The organism is Brenneria corticis, assembly GCF_003115855.1.
GTDB lineage: Bacteria > Pseudomonadota > Gammaproteobacteria > Enterobacterales > Enterobacteriaceae > Brenneria > Brenneria corticis.
On record NZ_KZ819087.1, the window covers coordinates 24,672 to 44,337 of the forward strand.

15 protein-coding genes are annotated in these 19,666 nt (G+C 59.2%); 5 read left to right on the top strand and 10 right to left on the bottom strand.

Going from position 1 to position 19,666, the window contains the following annotated elements; all coding sequences use genetic code 11:
• Positions 1-11: 11 nt before the first annotated feature.
• Entirely contained in the window at positions 12-3,908 is a 3,897-nt protein-coding gene (locus DDT56_RS17445; RefSeq protein WP_136167696.1) for a sulfite reductase subunit alpha, read from the top strand.
• Positions 3,909-4,138: 230 nt separating this feature from the next.
• Positions 4,139-5,023, top strand: a complete 885-nt coding sequence (gene rluB / locus DDT56_RS17450) for a 23S rRNA pseudouridine(2605) synthase RluB (protein ID WP_009112804.1) — start codon at positions 4,139-4,141, stop codon at positions 5,021-5,023.
• A gap of 500 nt (positions 5,024-5,523) precedes the next feature.
• Here the strand turns inward: rluB and cobO are convergent, their stop codons facing one another.
• Entirely contained in the window at positions 5,524-6,114 is a 591-nt protein-coding gene (gene cobO, locus DDT56_RS17460; RefSeq protein ID WP_136167698.1) for a cob(I)yrinic acid a,c-diamide adenosyltransferase, read from the bottom strand.
• 17 nt (positions 6,115-6,131) lie between these two features.
• Positions 6,132-6,893 (bottom strand): YciK family oxidoreductase, encoded by a 762-nt coding sequence (locus DDT56_RS17465; RefSeq protein ID WP_136167699.1) that lies wholly within the window; start codon positions 6,891-6,893, stop codon positions 6,132-6,134.
• A gap of 325 nt (positions 6,894-7,218) precedes the next feature.
• On the opposite strand from DDT56_RS17465, the gene sohB reads away from it, so the two are divergent.
• Entirely contained in the window at positions 7,219-8,265 is a 1,047-nt protein-coding gene (sohB, locus tag DDT56_RS17470; RefSeq protein ID WP_136167700.1) for a protease SohB, read from the top strand.
• A gap of 59 nt (positions 8,266-8,324) precedes the next feature.
• Here sohB and DDT56_RS17475 read toward each other — a convergent pair whose 3' ends face one another.
• On the bottom strand, positions 8,325-8,594 hold the full coding sequence (locus DDT56_RS17475; RefSeq protein WP_136167701.1) for a YciN family protein: 270 nt from the start codon (positions 8,592-8,594) through the stop codon (positions 8,325-8,327).
• Positions 8,595-9,095: 501 nt separating this feature from the next.
• On the opposite strand from DDT56_RS17475, the gene topA reads away from it, so the two are divergent.
• Both topA and cysB read left to right on the top strand, forming a co-directional pair.
• On the top strand, positions 9,096-11,693 hold the full coding sequence (gene topA, locus DDT56_RS17480) for a type I DNA topoisomerase (RefSeq protein ID WP_136167702.1): 2,598 nt from the start codon (positions 9,096-9,098) through the stop codon (positions 11,691-11,693).
• Positions 11,694-12,049: 356 nt separating this feature from the next.
• Positions 12,050-13,024: an HTH-type transcriptional regulator CysB gene (gene cysB, locus DDT56_RS17485; protein WP_136167703.1), complete on the top strand. Its 975-nt coding sequence runs from the start codon at positions 12,050-12,052 to the stop codon at positions 13,022-13,024.
• A gap of 49 nt (positions 13,025-13,073) precedes the next feature.
• Here the strand turns inward: cysB and nth are convergent, their stop codons facing one another.
• Genes nth through rsxA form a run of 7 tightly spaced genes read right to left on the bottom strand, consistent with a single transcriptional unit; the run spans position 13,074 to position 19,395 of the window.
• Positions 13,074-13,709: an endonuclease III gene (gene nth, locus DDT56_RS17490; protein ID WP_136167704.1), complete on the bottom strand. Its 636-nt coding sequence runs from the start codon at positions 13,707-13,709 to the stop codon at positions 13,074-13,076.
• Positions 13,706-14,407 (bottom strand): electron transport complex subunit E, encoded by a 702-nt coding sequence (locus tag DDT56_RS17495; protein WP_136167705.1) that lies wholly within the window; start codon positions 14,405-14,407, stop codon positions 13,706-13,708. Before DDT56_RS17495 ends, nth begins: the two co-directional genes overlap by 4 nt.
• A complete protein-coding gene (gene rsxG / locus DDT56_RS17500) occupies positions 14,404-15,033 on the bottom strand; it encodes an electron transport complex subunit RsxG (protein WP_136167706.1) in 630 nt (209 codons plus the stop codon). The genes DDT56_RS17495 and rsxG overlap by 4 nt, the downstream gene beginning before the upstream one ends.
• 9 nt (positions 15,034-15,042) lie before the next feature.
• Positions 15,043-16,098: an electron transport complex subunit RsxD gene (gene rsxD / locus DDT56_RS17505; RefSeq protein WP_136167707.1), complete on the bottom strand. Its 1,056-nt coding sequence runs from the start codon at positions 16,096-16,098 to the stop codon at positions 15,043-15,045.
• Positions 16,099-18,243, bottom strand: a complete 2,145-nt coding sequence (gene rsxC, locus DDT56_RS17510) for an electron transport complex subunit RsxC (RefSeq protein ID WP_136167708.1) — start codon at positions 18,241-18,243, stop codon at positions 16,099-16,101. It abuts the gene before it with no gap.
• Positions 18,236-18,814 carry an electron transport complex subunit RsxB gene (gene rsxB / locus DDT56_RS17515; protein ID WP_136167709.1) on the bottom strand — a complete coding sequence of 193 codons (579 nt, stop codon included), beginning with the start codon at positions 18,812-18,814 and terminating at the stop codon, positions 18,236-18,238. Before rsxB ends, rsxC begins: the two co-directional genes overlap by 8 nt.
• Entirely contained in the window at positions 18,814-19,395 is a 582-nt protein-coding gene (rsxA, locus tag DDT56_RS17520; protein ID WP_136167710.1) for an electron transport complex subunit RsxA, read from the bottom strand. The genes rsxB and rsxA overlap by 1 nt, the downstream gene beginning before the upstream one ends.
• Positions 19,396-19,666: the final 271 nt, after the last annotated feature.

Below are 19,666 nucleotides of genomic sequence, written 5' to 3' on the forward strand. Positions count from 1 at the left end.
GGGAGTATGTGATGGATGCCAAACCCACCACTCAGGTAAAGAGCGTTTGCCCCTACTGCGGCGTCGGCTGCGGCGTGGTGATGCAGATACAGGACAATCGCGTGATTAAGGTCACGGGCGACAAGACGCATCCCGCCAACTTCGGCCGGCTGTGTACCAAAGGCAATAGCTGCGCTCAGGCTATCACCGCAGCGGGGCGGCTGGAACACGCCTACCTGCGGGCGGAGCGTCTGCGCGAACCGGCGCGGGTCGAGGTAAAACAGGCCATCAGGGAGAGCGCGAGCCGGCTGCGCGCCATCATCGATACCCACGGCCCCGATGCGGTCGCGCTCTACGTCTCCGGTCAGATGTCGCTGGAAGCCCAGTATCTGGCCGGCAAGCTTGCCAAAGGCTTTATCGGCACCAACAATATCGAGTCGAACTCGCGCCTGTGCATGGCCAGCGCCGGCAGCGGCTACAAACTTTCGCTCGGTTCGGATGGGCCGCCCGGCTCCTATCAGGATTTCGACCGCGCCGATCTGTTTTTCGTCATCGGCGCCAATATGGCGGACTGCCACCCGATACTGTTCCTGCGCATGATGGACCGGGTCAAAGCGGGGGCGAAGCTGATTGTGGTCGATCCGCGCCGCAACGCCACGGCGGAGAAGGCGGATCTGTTCTTACCGATCAAGCCGGGCACCGATCTGGCCCTGCTCAACGGTCTGCTGCACCTGATTGTGCAAAACGGTCATCTCGATCGGGATTTTATCGCCGAATTTACTGAGGGATGGGAGGCGATGCCGGCGTTTCTTGCCGACTACCCGCCGGAGAGGGTGGCGCGGATAACGGGACTGGCGGAGGACGATATCCGCCAGGCGGCGGCGTGGATTGGCGCCGCGTCCGAATGGATGAGCTGTTGGACCATGGGGCTCAATCAAAGCACGCACGGCACCTGGAGCACCAATGCGATTTGCAATCTGCATCTGGCGACCGGCGCGATTTGCCGCCCCGGCAGCGGGCCGTTTTCTCTTACCGGGCAGCCCAACGCCATGGGCGGACGCGAGATGGGCTATATGGGCATGGGGCTGCCGGGCCAGCGCTCGGTGCTGGCGGATGACGATCGCGCTTTTATCGAAGCCTTGTGGGGCGTAAAAGCCGGGACGCTACGCACCGAACTGGGCGGCGGCACGGTGGCGATGTTCGAGGCGATGAAAGCGGGCGAGATCAAGGCGTGCTGGATTATCTGCACCAATCCGGTCGCCACGCTGCCTAATCGTCAGAACGCGATCGAGGGGCTGAGGGCCGCCGAGCTGGTCATCGCCCAGGATGCGTTTCTCGATACCGAGACCAACCGTTACGCCGATATTCTGCTGCCCGGCGCGCTGTGGGCCGAGGCCGAAGGCGTGATGATCAACTCCGAGCGCAATCTGACGCTGATGCGCCAGGCCGTCGACCCGCCCGGCGAGGCGATGGCGGACTGGCGAATCATCGCCGCCGTAGCCTGCGAGATGGGGTATGAACAGGCATTCAGCTACGACTCCTCAGCGGCGGTATTTGAAGAAATCAAGCGCGCCTGGAACCCGAACACCGGCTACGACATCCGCGGCGCAAGCTACGCGCGTTTGCGCCGGACGCCAGTGCAGTGGCCCTGTCCGCCCGACGATGACGGCGATCGCCATCCCATTCGCTATCTTAATGACGGCGTGAGCCAGTCGCTGAAAGAAACGCCGGACGGCGCGCGGCCGCGCATCGTATTCGCCACCCAAAGCGGTAAAGGCGTTTTTCTCCCCCGGTCGGATAGGCAACCGGCCGAGATGCCGGACGACGCGTTCCCTCTGGTGCTGAATACCGGCCGCTTGCAGCACCAGTGGCACACGATGACCAAGACCGGCAAGATCCCGGTTCTTAATAAGCTCAATCCGCGGCCTTTTATCGAACTACACCCTGAAGACGCCGCCGCGCTCGGCATCCGCGATAAGGATTGGGTGGAAGTGCGTTCGCGGCGCGGGCGCGCGGTGCTGCCGGCGGCGGTGACCGATCGGGTGCGTCCCGGCAACTGCTTTGCGCCATTCCACTGGAACGATGTTTTTGGCGAGAATCTGGCCATTAACGCCGTCACCAGCGATGCGATTGACCCGATCTCCCAGCAGCCGGAATTCAAGTTCTGCGCCGTGGCCCTGACGCGCGTCGCACAACCAGCGTCATTGCGCCCGCCGGGCCGCGAGGCGCCCGCGCTATCGTCGCCGGCCGCGGCCCTTACGGCGGCAGCGTCCTCTATTCTGGTGTTGTGGGCGTCATCGACCGGCAATGCCGAAGGTTTCGCCGCGCGGTGCGCCGAGCGGTTGACGGCGCAGGGGCATTGCGTCGCGCTTGCGGACATGGACGGTTGCAACGTGGCGGCGCTGCACTCGGCGGCGCGCGTGCTGTTTGTCGTCAGCACGTTCGGCGACGGCGATCCCCCGGACAACGGCGCCGCCTTTTGGTCGGCGCTACAGGCGGATACCGCGCCCAGACTGGATGTGCTGGCGTTCTCGGTGCTGGCGCTGGGCGATGCGAACTATGACCGGTTTTGCGGTTTCGGCCGCAGGCTTGATGCGCGACTGGCGGCGCTGGGCGCCCGGCGGCTGTCGGCGCGGATTGACTGCGACGCCGACTATCAGGAGGCCGCCGATGCCTGGCTGGAACAGGTGGTCGCGGCGCTGGCGGGCGTCTCGACGCCGGTGCGCGCCGGGATGGCCGCCGTCCCGGCGGCGATAGCGGCAGGCGAGGGCGCGGAAAAAATTACATTTCCTTTGGTTACACCGTCACCAGGATTTAGCCGCAGCGCGCCGCTGCGTACGCGTTTGGTGCTCAATCGGCGGCTCAATGCGCCGGGCGGGCAGAAAGAGACCAGACAATTCGCCTTCGACCTGACCGATCAGGATTTTAGCTATGAAGCGGGCGATGCGCTCGGCGTCTGGCCGACCAATTGCCCCGATCTGGTGAATGATATGCTGGCGCGCCTCAGGCTTGCGCCCTCGACGCCGGTCACGCTCAGGGAGCGCGGCGACATGACGCTGGTTGAGGCGCTGTCGCAACATTGCGAGATTGCGCGCATCACGCCGGAGGTGTTGCAGTTCGTCTCCGAGCGATCGGGGCATACAGCGCTTGCCGAATTGTTGCAGGAGGAACGCAAGGACGATCTGAAACGGTGGCTGTGGGGACGACAGATTATCGATCTGCTCCAGGAATATCCGATTCAAACTCAGGCCGATGAATGGCTGGCGGTGCTCAAGCGCCTCCAGCCGCGCCTGTACTCGATCTCGTCGAGCCCGAAAGCTACGCCGGATCAGGTTCACCTGACGGTTTCGACCGTGCGGTATGGCCGCGACGGCAAGCGACGGGGCGGCGTCTGTTCGACCTTTCTCGCCGATCGCGCGGGTTCCGTCGCGGTGCCGATTTTCGTCCACAGGTCGGCCCATTTCAGGCCGCCGAACAACCCGAATACGCCCATGATTATGGTGGGTCCCGGCACCGGCATCGCCCCTTTCCGCGCCTTTTTACAGGAGCGCCGGGCCACGGGCGCGAAGGGCGCAAATTGGCTGGTATTCGGCGAACAGCGCGCGGCGACCGATTTCTACTATCGTGAAGAACTGGCGGCGATGCGGCGCGACGGCTATCTGCATCGACTGGATACCGCCTTCTCGCGCGATCAGGCCGAAAAGATCTATGTGCAGCATCGCCTGCTTGAACAGGGCGCCGAACTGTGGCGCTGGTTGCAGGAGGGGGCGCACTTCTACGTCTGCGGCGACGCCGGCCGTATGGCCAGGGACGTCGACGCCGCGCTCAGGCAGGTGGCGCAGCGGCACGGCGCGATGAGCGCCGAGGACGCGGCGGCCTATATCGCAAAGATGGTTCAGGATAAACGCTATCTGCGGGACGTGTACTGAGCCGTACCGGCGATATTTCCCGCGAACCTCTAATTAAACGAGATGAATCATTTATTCTAAAATTCGTGTAGTATGTTCGCCCGCGCGATATTGTGCGTGACATATTTGCTTGCCATGCCGTTTGTCGGTAAATATTTTTATATCAATGGGTTAGATTGGGTTTCTGACATAACTTGTTGTTCTTGAAGGATAATATGACGCCTGTGAAGGCGGCACTCAGAGGTTGCTCGATGAGCGAAAAGTTACAGAAAGTATTGGCGCGCGCCGGCCATGGTTCGCGCCGTGAAATAGAAGGTATCATTCAGGCCGGTCGCGTCAGCATCGATGGGAAAATCGCCACGCTGGGCGACCGCGTCGAAGTGACCAAAGCCACTAAAATCCGCATTGACGGCCACGTGGTTTCCGTGAAGGAAACCGAAGAGACCGTTTGCCGCGTGCTTATCTACTATAAGCCGGAAGGCGAGCTGTGTACGCGCAGCGATCCCGACGGGCGCCCGACGGTGTTTGACCGTTTGCCCAAGATACAGGGTTCGCGCTGGGTGGCCGTGGGCCGTCTGGACGTAAACACCTCAGGGCTGCTGCTGTTTACCACCGACGGCGAGCTGGCGAATCGCCTCATGCACCCCAGCCATGAAGTGGAACGCGAATATGCCGTGCGGGTGTTCGGTGAAATCAATGATGAGAAGATTAAACAACTGAGTAAGGGCGTGCAGTTGGAAGACGGCCCGGCCTCATTCCGCACCATCCGCTATCAGGGCGGCGAAGGGCTGAATCAATGGTATAACGTCACGCTGACGGAGGGGCGCAACCGCGAGGTGCGCCGCCTGTGGGAAGCGGTCGGCGTGCAGGTCAGCCGCCTGATCCGCGTCCGCTATGGCGATATCCAGTTGCCGAAAGGCCTGCCGCGCGGCGGCTGGTCGGAGATGGCGCTGGAGAAGGTGAACTATCTGCGCGCGCTGGTGCAGCTGCCGCCGGAAACGGAGACCAAGCTGCCGGTCGAGCGCGAGCGCCGGCGGGTGAAAGCCAATCAGATCCGTCGGGCGGTAAAACGCCACAGCCAGGTGGCGCCGACGCGGCGAGCTTCGCCCAAGCCGAAGCGTAGCGGTCAATCTTAAGAAATTCGAAACGCTGCCGTTATGACCCCACCCCAACACTCCCCTGGCAAGGGCTGTCTCTTAGTCACATATACTGTTAACGGTATATGTGAGTTCAGCGCTATTTCGTGCGCTAGAAGGCCGTCATTTCTCTGCTATGTCGCAGCACGCGCCCGACGCAGGGTGGTTCAAGCGCCACCACCCTCCGGACCCGGGCTTGTGGCTGAAATCACGTCGCTGACGCGATGCCTTCGGCGGTCGCCCCCTTTCCCGAACCGCCAGTGACGCGTTCCCGACGCGGCACTGGCTTGCGCCGCTTCCCTGCGGCGCATTCGCGGGGTCGTCCACCTCAGCGTGATTTCTTACGCCGACGAAAAGCAAAGAACAAAGAACAAAGAATGACCCCAAGACTAGAATACACATGGCCTCTAGAGGTTCCTTGGATTTGTGTATAAGAGACAGGGCAAGGGTAAGGCCGGGAGGGGAACAGGGCGACGGTTCGCCTGCAACCGCCTGGTCCGTCACCAATCAATACCCTGCTGCGCCTTGATGCCGGCCTCAAAGGCGTGTTTTACCGGCCGCATCTCGGTGACGGTGTCCGCCATCTCCAGCAAATCACGATGACATCCCCGCCCGGTGATAATGACCGTCTGGCTGGCGGGTCGATCGCGCAAGGCGCTCACCACCTCTTCCAGTTCCAGGTAGCCGTAGCTGATCATATAGGTCAGTTCATCCAGCACCACCAGATCCAACTGCGGATCGGCCAGCATGCGTTTGCCGTGCTGCCAAACCTTGTGCGCGGCGTCGGTATCGGTGTGGCGATTCTGCGTTTCCCAGGTAAAGCCGGTGGCCATAACCTGAAATTCCACCCCGTGCTGTTGCAGCAGATTTTTCTCGCCGTTCGGCCACTCGCCTTTGATGAACTGGATAACTCCGGCCCGTAAATCATGGCCCACGGCGCGGGTTACCGTACCGAATGCCGCGGTGGTTTTTCCTTTGCCGTTGCCGGTGAAAATTATCAGGATGCCGCGTATTTCGTTCGCGGCGGCAATCCGGGCATCGACCTTTTCTTTTATACGTTGCTGACGTTGTTGGTGACGTTCATCACTCATGCTGCGTTTTCTCCTGACTATTCGGCCGGACCCGATTTTCTGCCCGGTTGGGCATCAAAACTCATGCCTGTTTTACGGCGGCTGTCCTCTCCCATCAGATAGAGGTACAACGGCATGATATCCGCAGGGGTCTTCAGTTTCTCCGGGTCTTCATCGGGAAAGGCCGATGCGCGCATCGCGGTGCGCGTCCCGCCGGGATTGATGCAGTTCACCCGCAGATTCTGCTGGCGGTACTCGTCCGCCAATACCTGCATCATGCCCTCGGTGGCGAATTTCGATACCGCATAGGCGCCCCAGTCGGCGCGCCCCTGGCGGCCCACGCTGGAACTGGTAAATACCAGCGACGCGCTGGGGGATTTCAGCAACAGCGGCAGCAGCGCCTGGGTCAGCATAAAGGCGGCGTTGACGTTCACCTGCATCACATCGTGCCAGACGTCCGCCGATTGCCGCGCCATCGGGGCGATCTCGCCCAGCAGCCCGGCGTTGTGCAGCACGCCGTCCAGGCGCGGCGCCACCTGGGCCAACTCATCGGCAAGCTGAAAGAACTGCGCCGAATGGGTCGTTAACATATCGCAGACGATAATGTGCGCCTGTGCGCCGTTTTCTTGCTGAATCTGTTGCTTAACCGCCTGAAGTTTGCTTTCGGTGCGGCCCAGCAGAATAAGGCGGGCGCCGAAGCGGGCGTAGGTAAGCGCGGCTTCACGACCGATGCCGTCGCCGGCGCCGGTGACCAGGATGATTTTCTGTTGCAGCAGGTCATTTTGAGGCGTGTAGTACACGGGTAATTCCTCTTACAGACGGAGCGGATACCTTTGGCAAAGCGAATCGTTAACGCGCAGCCACGGCGTCTGGCTGAAAAGGCATCCGATAAATAGGATGAGTTGACGGGTTTTATGCCTCAAATAGCCGGCATTTTCAATGAGACTGGCGCCATTTCTTGCCGCAGGTGTATTAAAAAGCAGCGGAAAGCGGCGCAATGGGGTGAATAACATCGCCATATTGCGTGTCTTACGCTAGCTTAAAGGTTTGGCGAATGATGCCGGCCACCAGGTTGGCCTGCATAATCAATATGATATTAATACTCAGTCAATGAGGGCGGTATTTGTGGAATTACTTTCTCTGTATGGTTTATTCCTGGCTAAAGTGCTCACCATCGTCGTATTTATTGCGGCGCTGGTGATTTTAGCCGTCGGTGCGACACAGCGTAAGCGTCAGCGCAAAGGCGAATTGCAGGTGGTTAATCTGGGCGAACAGTACCGCGATATGCAGCGGGAGATGCGCATGGCGTACCTGGGCGACGCTGAGCGCAAACTGTTGTCCAAACAAGAAAAGAAGAAAGAAAAAGCCAGGGCCAAACAGGAAAAACAGCGCGCCAGGCGCGGCGAGGGAAAAAGCGCCAAACCCTGCCTGTACGTGCTGGATTTCAACGGCAGCATGGACGCCGGCGAAGTGAGTTCGCTGCGTGAGGAGGTCTCGGCGGTGCTGGCGGTGGCCAAGCCGCAGGACGAGGTGTTGCTGCGCCTCGAAAGTCCGGGCGGGGTGGTTCATGGCTACGGTCTGGCCGCGTCGCAGCTGCAGCGACTGCGTCAGGGCGGCATCCGCCTGACGGTGGCGGTGGATAAAGTGGCGGCCAGCGGCGGGTATATGATGGCCTGCGTCGCCGACCGTATTGTCGCCGCGCCCTTCGCCGTGGTCGGGTCAATCGGCGTGGTCGCCCAGATCCCCAACTTCAACCGTTTGCTGAAAAACAAGGATATCGACGTTGAACTGCACACTGCCGGGGAGTTTAAACGCACCTTGACGCTGTTCGGTGAAAATACCGAGCAGGGACGGGAGAAATTCCGCGAAGACTTGAATGTTACCCACGGCCTGTTCAAGCAGTTTGTTCATCAGATGCGTCCCTCGCTGGATATTGACGCGGTGGCGACGGGCGAGCACTGGTTTGGTTCCCAGGCCAAAGATCTGGGTCTGGTCGACGCGATCGGCACCAGCGACGATCTGCTGATCGCCGAAATGGCCAATCACGAAGTGCTCGGCGTGCGCTACACGCGGCGTAAGCGCCTGCTGGATCGGCTGACCGGCAGCACCGGCGACACCCTTGAACGGCTGATGCTGCGCTGGTGGCAGCGAGGGAATAATCCGCTGCTGTAATCAAGACGGCCGCATAACGCTACCGTCCGGCGCCCGCGGGTTATCGCGGGCGCCGTCATTTAATCGACCAGATAGTATTTTTCCGACAGTACATGCGCCAGATGCTTGAACATATTGAACACGGCGGTGGTTTTTAACGTCGGCAAGCCGTTTTCATCGAGAAAAAATTCGCCGCGGAAAACCAGCACGCCGTTTTTCTGCTCGACATCATCGACCGCCATGCCGTGCAGATAGTCATCGTGACTCTTGATAATGGCATTGGCTTCCGCCAGCAGGGTTTGGCGGTCGATAGGTGATTTTTCTACGCTAAACTGCATTTCTTCGGACATTTGTTACCTACTCCCAGGTCGCTTTTAACGCGATAGCGCGTATATCGGGCCTGCGTCCAGATTATGGAAAAGGGGACGCCCATAACGGCTCCAACGCTATCCAGATTGATGCTTCTGCGGCGGATTTTATCACAAATGCACTAAGTTTTAGTCACTTGCCTGCCGATACTGAGTTCACCGTCGGGTGGCTAAAACCGCTTTTCCATGCTAATTAAGTTGCGTGACGACATTTATCAGGTAGAGTGTGGGATTTTGCGCGGTCAGTGGAATAAATTCTTTACGTCAAAGCAGTCCGTGTTTATCCGTTGTTGCAATAAAGGCGTTACTATTCAGACCGAACATGCGGGTTACGGAAGATTATTTGGGTGGAAACGCTCACCTGTAACGGATAAGCGAACGGCGCCGTAACCGATAATTAATCGAGTATCCGCCCTTGTCACTGCGGCGGGTGCCCCCAAAAGATATCTGATTTTCAGAAGAATCCAGCAGGTAATAGTACATATGGGTAAAGCTCTCGTTATAGTTGAGTCCCCGGCAAAAGCCAAAACGATCAATAAGTATTTAGGCAATGACTACGTGGTTAAATCCAGCGTCGGTCATGTGCGCGATCTGCCGACCAGTGGCTCAGCCAGTAAAAAGAGCGCGGACTCAACCAAAGACAAAACCAAAAAAACCGTCAAAAAGGATGAGAAATCCGCGCTGGTGAACCGTATGGGCGTCGATCCCTATCACGGATGGAAAGCCGATTACGAAATTCTGCCCGGTAAGGAAAAAGTGGTTTCCGAACTGAAAACGCTGGCGGAAAACGCCAGTCATATCTATCTGGCGACCGACCTTGACCGCGAAGGGGAAGCCATTGCCTGGCACCTGCGGGAAATCATCGGCGGCGACGATAAGCGTTTCAGCCGCGTGGTGTTTAACGAAATCACCAAGAATGCGATCCGTCAGGCGTTTGAGAATCCGGACAAGCTGAATATCGACCGCGTCAACGCGCAGCAGGCCCGCCGTTTTATGGATCGGGTGGTGGGCTATATGGTTTCGCCGCTGCTGTGGAAAAAGATCGCCCGCGGCTTATCCGCCGGACGGGTGCAGTCGGTGGCGGTGCGGCTGGTGGTCGATCGCGAGCGTGAAATCAAGGCCTTTGTGCCGGAAGAGTACTGGGAACTGCATGCCGAGCTACTGGCGGGCAGCGACACCCAACTGCAGATGCAGGTCACGCATCATAACGGCAAGCCGTTCAAGCCGGTCAATAAAACCCAGACCCAGGCCGCCGTCAGCCTGTTGGAAAAGGCTGAATATGCGGTGGCGGAGCGGGAAGACAAACCCACCAGCAGCAAGCCGGGGGCGCCGTTTATTACCTCCACGCTGCAACAGGCCGCGAGCACCCGTTTAGGTTTCGGGGTGAAAAAAACCATGATGATGGCGCAACGGCTGTATGAAGCGGGACACATCACCTATATGCGTACCGACTCGACCAACCTGAGCCAGGATGCGCTGAATATGGTGCGCGGCTATATCGGCGATGAATTCGGTAAACGCTATCTGCCGGACGCCGCTAATCACTACAGCAGCAAAGAAAACTCGCAGGAAGCGCACGAAGCCATCCGACCTTCCGATGTGAAAGTGCTTGCCGAGCATCTTAAGGATATGGAAGCGGATGCGCAGAAGCTGTATCAACTGATCTGGCGGCAGTTTGTGGCCTGTCAGATGACGCCGGCGCAATACGATTCCACCACGCTGATTGTTGAAGCGGCGGGTTATCAACTGCGCGCCAAAGGGCGCACCCTGCGTTTTGACGGCTGGACGAAAGTGATGCCGGCGCTGCGCAAAAATGACGAAGACCGCACGTTGCCGACCGTCGCCGTCGGCGAGCGACTGGCGCTGCAGAAGCTGCTGCCGGGACAACATTTTACCAAGCCGCCCGCCCGCTACAGCGATGCGTCGCTGGTCAAGGAGCTGGAAAAACGCGGCATCGGCCGGCCGTCCACCTACGCCTCGATTATTTCCACCATTCAGGATCGCGGCTACGTTCGGGTGGAGAATCGTCGTTTCTATGCGGAAAAAATGGGCGAGATCGTCACCGACCGTCTGGAAGAAAACTTCCGTGAACTGATGAGCTACGATTTCACCGCGCGCATGGAAAGCAGCCTGGATCAGGTGGCGAATAATCAGGCGCAGTGGAAGGCGGTGCTGGACGCGTTTTTCGCCGAGTTCAGCCAGCAACTGGAAACGGCGGAGCAGGATCCTGAAAAAGGCGGTATGCGCCCCAACCAGATGGTTCTGACCAGTATCGACTGCCCGACCTGCGGACGCAAAATGGGTATCCGCACCGCCAGCACCGGGGTGTTCCTCGGCTGTTCGGGTTACGCGCTGCCGCCGAAAGAGCGTTGTAAAACCACCATCAACCTGATCCCGGAAGCGGAAGTGCTCAACGTGCTGGAAGGGGATGAGGCCGAAACCAATGCGCTGCGCGCGCGGCGGCGCTGTGCGAAATGCGGCACGGCGATGGACAGCTACCTGATTGATAATCAACGCAAGCTGCACGTCTGCGGCAACAACCCGGTGTGCGACGGCTATGAGATCGAAGCCGGCGAGTTCCGCATCAAAGGCTATGACGGCCCGGTGGTGGAGTGCGAAAAATGCGGCGCGGAAATGCATATGAAAATGGGTCGGTTCGGTAAATATATGGCCTGCACCAACGACGCCTGCAGCAACACGCGCAAAATTCTGCGCAACGGCGAAGTGGCGCCGCCGAAAGAAGATCCGGTTCCATTGCCGGAGCTGCCGTGTGAAAAGTCAGATGCCTATTTCGTGTTGCGTGACGGCGCTGCCGGCGTTTTTCTGGCGGCCAATACGTTCCCGAAATCCCGCGAGACGCGCGCGCCGCTGGTAGAAGAGCTGAAACGCTTTAAAGATCGCCTGCCGGAGAAACTGCGTTACCTGGCGGATGCGCCGGTTGCCGATAAAGACGGCAACAAGACGGTGGTGCGCTTTAGCCGTAAGACCAAACAGCAATATGTCTCCTCGGAAAAAGAGGGCAAAGCGACCGGATGGTCGGCGTTCTATATTGACGGCAAGTGGGTGGAAGGCAAGAAATAGCGACGCCTTTGCCGCTTATTGCGTACCAAGCCAGCCTTTTTAGGCTGGCTTTTTTGATCTGGGTAAGGAGAGCGCGATTTATCCGAGAGGATAATCATCCGCTGCGATACCCTCTGTTCTTGCGCGTGGCGGCGTGTTGGCTTCTTGCGCCATCGGTGATAATTTTCCTGAACCGACGCTTTCTTGCGCTACACCATCCGATGGTGGTTATATAAAAACTATTTTTATGATTAAATGACATTAATTGATGAGAATATGCACCAGATGACAATGGTGCAACAGCATATTTCAGAAAAGGGAACATCGTCAGAATTTTGGATGCCGTGCGCACAATTCAATTAATAATGGGATAAATTATGAAACTGCAACAGCTTCGTTATATTGTTGAAGTTGTTAATCACAACCTGAATGTTTCTTCTACCGCAGAAGGGTTGTACACCTCTCAACCTGGCATCAGCAAACAGGTCAGAATGTTAGAGGATGAGCTGGGAATTCAGATCTTTGCCCGCAGCGGCAAGCATCTGACGCAGGTGACGCCGGCCGGACAGGAAGTCATTCGTATTGCGCGTGAAGTCCTGTCAAAAGTTGACGCCATCAAGGCCGTCGCCGGGGAGCATACCTACCCGGATAAAGGCTCGCTGTATGTCGCCACCACCCATACCCAGGCGCGCTATGCGTTACCCAGCGTGATTAAAGGGTTTATCGAGCGTTACCCACGGGTATCGCTGCATATGCATCAGGGGTCGCCGACGCAGATTGCGGAAGCCGTGTCCAAGGGAACGGCGGATTTCGCCATCGCCACCGAGGCGCTGCATCTCTATGATGATTTGATCATGCTGCCGTGTTACCACTGGAATCGCGCCGTGGTGGTGAAACCGGACCATCCGCTGGCCTCGAAGACCGATATCACCATCGAAGAGCTGGCCGCTTATCCGATAGTGACCTACACTTTCGGCTTTACCGGGCGTTCGGAGCTGGATACGGCCTTTAACCGCGCCGGACTGACGCCGCGCATCGTGTTTACCGCTACGGACGCCGACGTGATTAAAACCTATGTCCGTCTGGGGCTGGGGGTCGGGGTGATCGCCAATATGGCGGTGGATCCGCAGATAGAAACGGATCTGGTGACCCTCAACGCGAACGGCATTTTCAGCTACAGCACCACCAAAATCGGCTTCCGCCGCAGCACCTTCCTGCGCAGTTATATGTATGACTTTATTCAGCGGTTCGCGCCGCACCTGACGCGCGACGTGGTGGATAGCGCGGTGGCGCTGCGTTCCAATGACGAAATCGAAGCGATGTTTAAAGATATCGCGCTGCCGGTGAAGTAAGACAGCCGGGCGCGATGGCAGCGTGATGCCCGCTCAGGCGGGCATTCGCTCAGGCGTAAACCTTATCCTTGTATTCGCACAGGTCTTCAATCAGGCAGGAGCCGCAGCGCGGCTTACGAGCGATGCAGGTGTATCGTCCGTGCAGGATCAGCCAGTGGTGGCAATCAACCTTGAATTCGGCCGGCACCACCTTAAGCAGCTTTTCTTCAACCTGTTCGACGTTTTTGCCCGGCGCGAAGCCGGTGCGGTTACAGACGCGGAAAATATGCGTATCCACGGCGATGGTCGGCCAGCCGAACGCGGTATTGAGCACCACGTTGGCGGTTTTGCGGCCCACGCCGGGCAAGGCTTCCAGCGCCGCGCGATCTTCCGGCACCTGGCCGTGGTGCCGTTCTATCAGGATGCGGCAGGTTTTAATCACATTTTCGGCTTTACCGTTAAACAGGCCGATGGTCTTGATATAGGCTTTTACGCCCTCGACGCCCAGCGCCAGCATGGCCTCCGGGGTGTTCGCCACGGGGTAGAGCCTGGCGGTCGCCTTATTGACGCTGACGTCGGTCGCCTGCGCGGAAAGCAAAACCGCAATCAGCAGTTCAAACGGCGTGGTGAATTTCAGCTCCGTCGTGGGGTGGGGGTTATTGGCGCGCAGCCGGCTTAAAATCTCAATCCGTTTGAGTTTATTCATAACGTTTCCCTGGCTACTCCCGTCGATGCGGCTTTTACCTCTGTCGCCGTTTTAACCTTGCGCTGTTTCATTTTTTCATCAATCAGATATTTTGCCGCCAGCATCAGCCCCAGTCCGATAAAGGCGCCGGGAGGCAGCATGGCGAGCAGGAACGGCGACTCCAGATGCATAACCTCGATGCGCAAGGCTTTGGCCCAGTCCCCCAGCAATAAATCGGCGCCGTCGAATAAGGTGCCGTTGCCGAGAACCTCGCGCAGGGCGCCTAAGACAAACAGGGCGCTGGTGGCTCCCAGCCCCATAGCCAGCCCGTCCACCGCCGAAAGCCCCACCGGATTTTTAGAGGCATAAGCCTCCGCGCGGCCGATAACGATACAGTTGGTGGCGATGAGCGGAATAAAGATGCCCAGCGACTGGTACAGCCCGTAGGCGTAAGCGTTGATCAGCATTTGTACCGTACTGACCACCGCGGCGATCAGCATCACGTAAATCGGGATCCGGATTTCAGCCGGCGCCCAGCGCCGCAGCGCGGAAACGGCGACGTTGGTGAGAACCAGCACCAGCGTCGTCGCCAGTCCCAACCCCAGGGCGTTGGTGGCGGTCGAGGAGACCGCCAGCAGGGGGCACAGCCCGAGCAACTGCACCAGCGCCGAGTTGTTTTTCCACAATCCCTGAATCAGAAGATGTTTGGCTTCACTCATTGATTCTCTCCACAGGCGGGCAGGGAATTAAGCTGCGGCGGCAGCGTTTTCAGGTATAGCGCGCTGCGTTTTACGCTGTTTATCACGGCGCGCGGCGTAATGGTGGCGCCGGTAAACTGATCGAACGCGCCGCCCTCTTTTTTCACTGCCCAACGGGCATCATCGCTATTTTGCACGCTTTGGCCGCTAAAGCGCGTAATCCAGTCTGAAATGCGCACCTCAATCTTATCTCCCAATCCCGGCGTTTCGTGATGTTCGGTAACGCGGGCGCCCAGCACGTTGCCGTTGAAATCGGCGCCGATCAGTAAGTAGATGGCGCCGGAGTAGCCGTCCGGGGCAATACTTTCCACCGCCGCCGCGACGGGCGCGCCGTCTTTGCGGGCAATGAAAACCCGCTGGTCTGAGGCGGCGCCAAGCGCCGAATCAGTGACGATGTAACATTCCCGCTGCATGTCATTGTCGTATAACTCGGCGGGAACCACTTGATCCAACAGCCTCTTTTGCTGCAATGCCGTCTGCTGCGCGATGGTCGGCGCGGTCAGGCTGTTGACCACGGCGGTAAGCGCGGTGGTGCCGGCGGCGAAAATGGCCAGCGTGGTCGCATGGCGGCGCATCGTGGCGAACATGATAACTCCTTAGCGATGATGGCCGTAAGCGCGCGGCTTGGTGTAATAATCAATCAGCGGCACGGTGATATTCGCCAGCAATACCGCAAAGGCGACACCGTCAGGATAACCGCCGTAGGTTCTGATTAGCCAGACCAGCAGGCCGATCAGCGCGCCGAAAATCAGCCGGCCTCGATTGGTGGTGGAGGCGGTAACCGGGTCGGTGGCGATAAAAAACGCCCCCAGCATGGTGGCGCCGGAAAGCAGGTGTAGCAGCGGCGGCGCGCATTTTTCCGGCGACAGTATCCAGCCCAGCGAGGCGCATAACGTCAGCGTCAGCAGAAAGCTGACCGGGATATGCCAGCGGATGGTTCCCCGTTGCAGCAGGAATAGCCCGCCAAGCAGAAAACCGAGGTTAACCCACTGCCAGCCCATCCCGGCCAGGGTAGTGGAAAATAGCGGCTGCTGAAGAATATCTTCGGGTGAATGGCCCGAACGCAACGAGGTTTTAAAGGTATCCAGCGGGGTCGCCTGGCTGACGCCGTCAACCGTTTGCATCAGCTGTGACACCGTATGTCCCGCCGACGTATGCCCGCTAAAAATGGTCAGCAGCGTATCGTGGAAGCTGAGGGGCAGGCTTTGCAGCGCCGCGGGGGGCAACCAGCTGGTCATCTGCACCGGAAAGGAGATCAGCAGTACCACATAGCCAATCATCGCCGGATTAAATGGATTCTGGCCCAGGCCGCCGTATAGCTGCTTGGCGATGACGATGGCGAACGCGGTCCCGATCACCACCATCCACCAGGGCGCCAGCGGCGGCAGGCTGATGCCGAGCAGAATCGCGGTCAACAGCGCCGAATTGTCGGCCAGCGCGGTGCGAACGTTAAACTTTCTGAGTGACAATGTCACTGATTCGGTAATCAGGGCGGTAGCCGCCGCCAGCAATACCTGAATCAGATTGCCGTAACCAAAGAAATAATACTGCGCCAGCATGCCGGGAATACAGGCAACGATCACCAGCAGCATAATGCGCTGAGTGCGCTGCTGATTATGCGTAAACGGTGAACTCGCGATCTTGAAAGCCATTTATTCCTCTTGAGACTTCGATAAAGCTTGGGCGGCCTTGCGGGCTTTCACCCGTTCGATGGCCGCGGCGACGGCGGCTTTACGCGGGTCGACCGGCTCTGTTGTTGCGTCGGCTGTTTCGGGCGCCGCAGCCGGCGGCGGGGCGCCGTTGGCCTGCGCCTGCTGGGCGGCCTTGCGGGCTTTCACCCGCTCGATGGCCGCGGCGACGGCGGCTTTACGCGGGTCGACCGGCTCTGTTGTTGCGTCGGCTGTTTCGGGCGCCGCAGCCGGCGGCGGGGCGCCGTTGGCCTGCGCCTGCTGGGCGGCCTTGCGGGCTTTCACCCGTTCGATGGCCGCGGCGACGGCGGCTTTGCGCGGGTCGACCGGCTCAACTGCTGCGTCGGCTGTTTCGGGCGCCGCAGCCGGCGGCGGGGCGCCGTCGGCCTGCGCCTGCTGGGCGGCCTTGCGGGCTTTCACCCGTTCGATGGCCGCGGCGACGGCGTCTTTGCGCGGGTCGGCGGCCTCTGAGGAGACGGCCTGATTGGCTCGCGCCTGTGCCTTGCGGGCGGCGCGGGCGGCAATCACCGCGCTGTTATCCGGCTGCTGGCCGGGCACGATCTCAATAATCGATTGGGCGGGGGCTTGTTCCGCCGACTGCTTATTGCGTATTCTTTCCAGCGCCGCCTGAACGGCCTGCTTGTCGCCGTTGGTCACGCCGGCGGCGGCCTGCTTATGCCGCTGTTCGCGCGCCAGTTTTTCACGTTCAAGCCGCGCCTGTTTGGCCTCAAAACGAATCTTGGCCTGCGCCGCGCGCCGCGCTTCCTCGTCGCTGGCGCGGATTTCCGCCTTTTCCTGACGGTAATACTGCACCAGCGGGATATTGCTGGGGCAAACATAGGCGCAGGCGCCGCATTCGATACAGTCGAACAGATGGTGATCGCGCGCTTTTTCATGCTCCTGCCCGCGGCTGAACCAGTACAGCTGCTGCGGCAATAATCCTGCCGGACAGGCATCGGCGCATTTGCTGCAGCGGATACAGGACTGCTCTTTGGCCACCGGTTCGATTTCCGCCTCCGACGGCGCAAGAATACAGTTGCTGATTTTAACCACCGGCACATCCAGCGAGGGCAGCGTAAACCCCATCAGCGGACCGCCCATCACCACCATCGGCCGATGAGTGGCGTGGAATCCGGCGTGTTTCAGCAAATGGCGTATCGGGGTGCCCAACCGCGCCCAGACGTTTCCCGGCTGGCGCAATGCTTCGCCGGTCAGCGTCACCACCCGCTCGGTAAGCGGTTCGCCGTCGATAACGGCGCGCTTGATGGCAAAGACGGTGCCGACGTTCTGCATCAGTACGCCGATCGTCGCGGAGTGTTTGCCGAAGGGAACTTCCTTGCCCGTCAGAATCTTGGTGAGCTGTTTGGCGCCGCCGGAAGGGTATTTGGTCGGGATAACGCGCAACAGGATATCGCCACGCGAATGCAGCGCCTGACGCAGCGCCGCAACGGCCTCGGGCTTGTTATCCTCGATGCCCAGCAGGATGCGCTGCGGCTGTAGCAGATAGGCTAGAATATCGATGCCCTGAACGATTTCGTCCGCGTGCTCCTGCATCAAACGATCGTCCGCGGTGATGTAGGGCTCACACTCGGCGGCGTTGATAATCAGGGTTTCGATGCCGCGCATGCCGCCCTGCAATTTGGCGGCGGTGGGAAACCCCGCGCCGCCCAAGCCGGCAATCCCGGCCTGATGCAGATGGGCGAGCAGGGCCGCCGCGGAGTGCTGGCGGTAATCGCTCAAGGAACGGCGCTCACACCAGCGGTCTTCGCCATCGGCGGTGAGGATCACGCTCAACTCCGGCAGGGCGGACGGATGCGCCGTCATATGCTGACGAATGGCGCTTACCGTGCCCGACGTCGGCGCATGGACGGGCAGCGTCCGGCCTTTTCCCAGGGTGAGCGGCTGGCCGCGCAGCACCCGGTCGCCAACCTGCACGCACAACTCGCCTTCCGGCCCGAGATGTTGTTTGAGCGGAATAATAAACTGCTCCGCCAGCGGTATGGCGCGCAGCGGAACCTGACTGGACTGCGTTTTCATTTCCGGCGGATGAATTCCGCCGTTGAAGTCCCAGATCCGATCTTTTCTCAGGGAGGCAAACAGCTTAAGCATGGTGTTCTACTTGAATAACGCGTACCGGAATAGTATTGAGATCCCATTTCCAGTTTTCGGGTGTCGGGGTAACGGGCCGCAGTTCAATGCAGTCTGTAGGGCAAGGGGAGACGCATAGATCGCAGCCGGTGCACAGATCGCTGACCACGGTATGCACCGCTTTGGTACTGCCGACAATGGCGTCCACCGGGCAAGCCTGAATGCATTTGGTGCAGCCGATACAGTTGCTTTCGTCAATCCAGGCCACTTTTCGTTCCGGTTTCAGCACGGTGCCGTCGCCGTCGAGCGGCTGGGGTTCGATATTCAGCTTCTCGGCCAGTTTCAGCATCATCGCTTCGCCGCCGGGCACGCATTTATTGATTTTTTCGCCGTTCAGGGAAACCGCTTCGGCATAAGGCCGGCAGCCGGGGTAGCCGCACTGGCCGCACTGGCTTTGCGGCAGCATGGCTTCAACCTGCTCCACCACCGGATCTTCATCCACCTGAAAGCGGCGCGACGCGTAGCCGAGGACGACGCCGAAAAACAGCGCCAGCGAACTGAGTGCCGCAATGGCGATCCAGATAGCCGTCATCAGAATTTCACCAGGCCGGTAAAGCCCATAAAGGCCAGAGACATCAGCCCGGCGGTAATCAGGGCAATGGAAGAGCCGCGGAACGGGGCGGGAACGTCGGAAACGGTCAGCCGTTCGCGGATGGCGGCAAACAGCACCATCACCAAAGAGAATCCGGCCGCGGCGCCGAAGCCGTAGACGGTTGATTGCAGAAAACCGTGCGTCATATTGACGTTGAGCAGTACCACCCCCAGCACGGCGCAGTTGGTGGTGATCAGCGGCAGGAAAATACCCAGCAGACGGTAAAGCTCCGGGCTGGTTTTACGCACCGCCAGCTCGGAAAACTGCACCACCACCGCCAGCACCAGAATGAACGCCATGGTGCGCAGGTAAAGGATATCGAGCGGCACCAGGACAAATTCGTTGACTATCCACGAGAACATGGAGCCGATCGTCATCACGAAAGTGGTGGCCAGGCCCATGCCTACGGCCGTCTCCAATCGCTTGGAAACGCCCATAAACGGACATAGCCCCAGGAATTTCACCAGGACGAAATTGTTCACCAGAAGGGCGCTAACGAATAACAGTGCGAATTCGGTCATTACTCTGCCTAAAAAACAAAACCCGCATATTATCGGGTATTATCAGGCTTTCGACAACATACCCAAAGTAGGGATATAGGCGAAACCTGAGTAAATTTGCCGTCCGAGCCGTAAAAGAGACGCAAAAGGTCTATCCTAAAGCAAATCGCCTGCCGCCAGAAGCCAATTCTTCCCGCTGCGGCGTTAGGTTCAGCGATTATCGAGGTCGCCTTGCTGAAACTCAGGCAAAAAACGAGGTGAGGGATAAGCGGCGGTACGAGGGGGAAAAGGC